This is a genomic window from Stenotrophomonas sp. SrG (assembly GCF_050031795.1).
Classification (GTDB): Bacteria; Pseudomonadota; Gammaproteobacteria; order Xanthomonadales; family Xanthomonadaceae; genus Stenotrophomonas; species Stenotrophomonas rhizophila_A.
Window position 1 is genome coordinate 1 of the sequence record NZ_JBNBBE010000712.1, and the last position, 247, is coordinate 247.

General features: G+C 64.8%; 1 pseudogene. It reads right to left on the reverse strand.

Annotated elements, in window-relative coordinates:
- A pseudogene (locus ACQG3P_RS21435) lies at positions 1 to 247 on the reverse strand (alpha-amylase family glycosyl hydrolase); the annotation flags it as partial.

Sequence of the window (247 nt, forward strand, 5' to 3'; positions counted from 1 at the left end):
CTCGTACGGGTTGGCGTACGGCCCACCCACCAGGAGCAGCGGCTCGGCCAGCGCTTCGAAGCCCTTCTGCTCCTTGCCGAACACGCTGGACAACGCGCCACGCAGCGGGAAGTCGAGCACGCTCACGTTGGCGTTGGTCGGCCAGGTGTGCTCGGCGATCTTGCCGGCGACATAGTCGAACGCCTCCCCGAACATGAACATGTCCGGATGCTTGGCGCGGATCCGGTTGACGAACTCATGCCACCAA